Annotated in this window: 3 protein-coding genes; 1 reads left to right on the top strand and 2 read right to left on the bottom strand. The window is 25.6% G+C overall.

Going from position 1 to position 4,429, the window contains the following annotated elements:
* Positions 1-91: 91 nt before the first annotated feature.
* Both AC30RD_RS03330 and AC30RD_RS03325 read right to left on the bottom strand, forming a co-directional pair.
* On the bottom strand, positions 92-1,156 hold the full coding sequence (locus AC30RD_RS03330; RefSeq protein WP_489492805.1) for a flagellar brake protein: 1,065 nt from the start codon (positions 1,154-1,156) through the stop codon (positions 92-94).
* 10 nt (positions 1,157-1,166) lie between these two features.
* Positions 1,167-2,384 (bottom strand): tetratricopeptide repeat protein, encoded by a 1,218-nt coding sequence (locus AC30RD_RS03325; protein ID WP_489492804.1) that lies wholly within the window; start codon positions 2,382-2,384, stop codon positions 1,167-1,169.
* Positions 2,385-2,462: 78 nt separating this feature from the next.
* On the opposite strand from AC30RD_RS03325, the gene AC30RD_RS03320 reads away from it, so the two are divergent.
* A complete protein-coding gene (locus AC30RD_RS03320) occupies positions 2,463-4,400 on the top strand; it encodes a glycosyltransferase (RefSeq protein ID WP_489492803.1) in 1,938 nt (645 codons plus the stop codon).
* The last annotated feature ends 29 nt before the right edge of the window (positions 4,401-4,429 follow it).

The raw sequence follows: 4,429 nt of genomic DNA, 5'->3' as shown, positions 1-4,429 counted from the left end.
CAATTTATTTTGCAAATCTTTTATTTCGTTTTGAAGTCTATTTATTTCGTAATTTTTTTTTCTGAGATAAATATCTTCTTTTTTTTGCATACTATTTTTTCATCCTAGCAAGTTTAGCCATTTTTCTTTGCTCTTTTTGAACAAATTCAAATATTTTGTCTTTTACTTTATCTTTTACATTTTTAAATTTCAATCCATAACATAAAGAGACTTCTCTCTCATCTTTGTTTTCGATATTTGCTTCTATTTCATATTTTTCTCCAGCAAGTTCAAATTTTATTATAACAATTTCCCCAATGGATAATTTCACATCTTCTTTCTCTTCTGTTGGGATACAAAATTTTGCGCCGCTTGCGCTAATATCTAGTATTCTTCCGGGATGCCATATGATCTCTTCATTTCCTTCAACAAATTTTATTTTTCCTATCATTGCGGGTATATCTGTTTCTACTCTTGGAAACTCTCTTCTTTGAATTCTATTCATTTCAAAGGTATGAGGAAGTTTTATGATTATGTTGTGTCCTTCTTGGATTATTTCTAAGATTGTTGATTCAAAATTATATATTGCATCTCCCTTTCTTAAAAATGTCACTTTAACAGGTGAGTCAGGTTCTAATCCCTCTCTGCTCCTAACATCAATTAGTAGCCAATACATAAATTTTTCGTCTTTATCATATAAAGCTATATCAAAAGCTTGTTTTCCGGCTATAATCATTTTTCCGTTTTGAAACATTTCAATATCTTTTGAAAGTGAAAGAGGTATAAAGTTGTATACGATATTAAATCCAAGTTTTTTTCTCATATCTTGGACGAGTTCTTCTTTTGGGTTTGGATCGGTTTTTATATATAGATCAACAACCTTTTCAAAAGGTGATTTAAATTCGATTACTAAAAGAGGGTCTCTTCCCATTTTTTGGGAATATTCCCATAAAATTTTAGCCTCCTTATCACTCAAACCCCTCTCTTTGGCATAATTGAAAAAATAGCTGTGGATATTTTTTGATTTCATAAATTTTTGTAATAAAATACCCCCTACCAAAATTATCATAACACCTAAAATAAAAAAAACAATTATTAGTATAGAAGTCAAATCCGTTTGTGTCCAGTGCTCTGCGGCAAGCTTTAGAGTTTCAAATCTTGAAAGAGTTTCACCCAAAATGGATCCTTTATTTTGTTATTCTTTCAAAAAGTCCTATTACCTCTTCTTCGTATCCCAATTTTTTAGCAACATCAGCAAGATTGTTTATTATATCATTATCTAAAGGATTCATAGTAGCAGCTTTATAAAAAAATCTAAAAGAGTTTTCAATATCTCCTTTTATAAAAAATATTACTCCTAAAATGTTATAAATTGGAGCACCTTGGTAAAAAGATGTAATATCGTTTGCCGCCATTAATATATCCGCGCTTTTTCCCTCTTCAATCGATTTTTCTATCTCTTTAATCAATTTTTTCGTATTTTCTATCTTTTCTAAAAATTCTTTTTTAAAACTCTCTTTTACATCTTGGGTATCCAAAAGTTTTATCGCCTCATCAAATAGTCCCATCTGATAATAAGTTTGTATCAATTTTTTTAGAGTCTCTTGGTTATGAAAACTTATAAGAGCTTTTCTATAATAGTTTGATGCATTTAAATAATCAAAATATTTAAATAACGCATCACCGATCAATGTATATGCAGTAGCCATTGCTATATTTTCATTGTTCCAGTTTAGATTTTTAAAAAGTTCTTTAATGCTGTAAATATCTAAAATATCTCTAAGTAATCTACTTCTATAGCTAGTATCAATAAAAGATTCGGTTAAATAACGGTTTATAAAGCTTAAATCAGAATGTTTTATAGTTATGTTTTTTAAATTTTTATAAACATATGCGTAAAATGTAAAATCGTTATATCTATCTTCAAAGCCTCCATTTTGTATCAATTTTGATTTTTTTGTTACTACTCCCCAATTTGGAAGATACTCTTCAAGAGTTAAAGCTTGTAAAAGTTCTTCGTTTTTTTTGTACCAGTCTGTATAATTTTTAATGTTTTCTTCCTCATCTTCACTTATTAAAACCTCATTTGGATAAATTATATCTATATCTTTAAACTCATTAAGAATCTCGTTAAACTCATCTAATGTTTCATCTTCTAACTCTATATTTGGATTTACCCAGAGTATATACTCTTCTTTAGCCGCATTTAAACAACCATTTCTATGATCGGCTTCGTTTTTTGAGTCTATATTTAAACAGAAGATATTTTCATTGTTTATTTCTTTTTTTGATCCCGAATATATTATTTGTGATATATATTCGCTATTTTCTTCTAATGAGTTTAAAATTTTTGTAAAATCTTTTTGATTATTTTGTTTGATAATACATACGGAAAATTTTTGCATCATAGACCTTTAATTTAAATCTTAGATATAATTATTCTATCAAAAGTTATTTTAAATAGGCTATTAAAAAGGAAAAATATGCAAAATTATTTTCAAATTGAAGATTTGTTACAAATTTTAAATATAATAAAACTTAATTTTCCTCTAAAAAAGACAAGAGGCTGGGCTGCTTCCCCAGATTATATTAAAGTATTATATAGAGAAATATTAAAAAAATTAAAAGATAAAGAAAATATATTAATAGTTGAATGCGGTTCGGGAGTATCTACTATTGTTTGTTCATACCTTTTAGATAAATATTCTCCAAGCTCAAGAATTTATTCATTGGATCACAATATCGATTATGCAAAGGAAACTGCTAAAGAGTTGAATTATCATAAATTAAGTAATATCGCTAAAGTTATATATGCACCTTTAAAAAAATATAAGATTATCGACAATATATGGTTTTGGTATGAAACAGAAAAAATATTAAATGAAATTTGTGATAAAAAGATTGATATTTTAATTGTTGATGGTCCTCCTATGAGTGTTCAAAAAAATTCAAGATATCCAGTTATTCCTATATTAAAAGAATATATCGATTTAAATACAACTATAATTTTAGATGATGCAAACAGAATTGATGAAAAAGAGATTGTTAAAAAGTGGAAAAAAGAGTTGATCTTTTTTAAAGAGGAGTTTTTAGATACAGAAAAAGGAACATCTATCTTAGAGATAAAAAATTATTCATATAAACCTTTGATTTCCATATGCATTCCAACTTATAATAGAAAAGAGTTTTTAATAGAGGCGATTGAAAGTGCAATAAATCAAATATACCCCAATATTGAGATTATCATAGTTGATGATGGATCAGAGATTGATATAAAAAAAGAGGTTATAGAGTTATTTAATAATAAAAAAATTAGATACTATAAAAACGATGAAAATATGGGACGACCATATACTAGAAACAGATGCGTTAAAGAGGCAAAAGGTGAATATATCTTATGGCTAGATGATGATGATAAGTTAGATTTTGAAACAATTAGTTATTATATCGAAATTTTAAATAATTACGAAAAAGTTGATGTAATATACGGAAAATTACAAGTTTTAGATGAAAATAGACTATTTATAGATCCTATAGATTTTTATAAAAATAGTGCGCAACTTGCAAATAGCCTAATCACACAAGGTTGTGTAATTCCAAACCCGGCAACATTGGTAAAAAAAGATATATATGAAAAATTTGGACTATATGATGAGATGTTTTATAGAGCGCAAGATTATGAGTTTTGGAGTAGAATTGCATTAGATTGTAATTTTAAAAAATGTGACAAAATAGTTGCTAAATATAGGATTCATGATAATAATATTTCTACTGGTAAAATTTATAATTTTGATACAAGTTTTGAATCTGTTATAAAAAGAAAATTATTACAAAAAAATAATTATAAAAAAATTTTTTATTATTTAGATTCTGTATATGATATAAAAAAAGAGTTGTCTTTTTCTTTAATGAGAGACCTTGATATGTTTAATGCCATATATTATTGCTTTGATGAAGCAATTTCAAAAAAAGATGAAGAAGAGATATCAAAAAAAATAATTTACTCTTTAAAAATGAATAAAATAGATTTAGCAAACTATTTAATTGACTTTGTGGATGATAAAAATATAAAAGATATTGTAGATAAATATCAAAAGATCGTTAAAAAAATTGAGAAATTGTATAAAAGGGAAAAAAATAAAGAGATAAGCGAGTATTTAAATATTTTAACTACTTTATTAAATGATAATTGGATATCATTTTATATTAATTCTTTAATAAATAGGGAAAAAAATCAAAAATTATCAAAAAAATATGCTAGGGCAAGTTTAATTATGAATCCTTTTTCAGAAGAAAGTGAAAATTTAATGATAAATTTAGGCTATAAAAATCAAGAGATTAAAAATATTAAAAATAGATTGATAGAAAATGTAAATTTTTTGGAAGAAAATAAAAAGGATTTTATAAAAAAATTTTTTTAAAGAGTAAAAATGAAAATATCTGCCGCACT

It is taken from the genome of Nitrosophilus sp., assembly GCF_982775275.1.
This window is presented reverse-complemented; position numbering and strand designations above follow the sequence as displayed.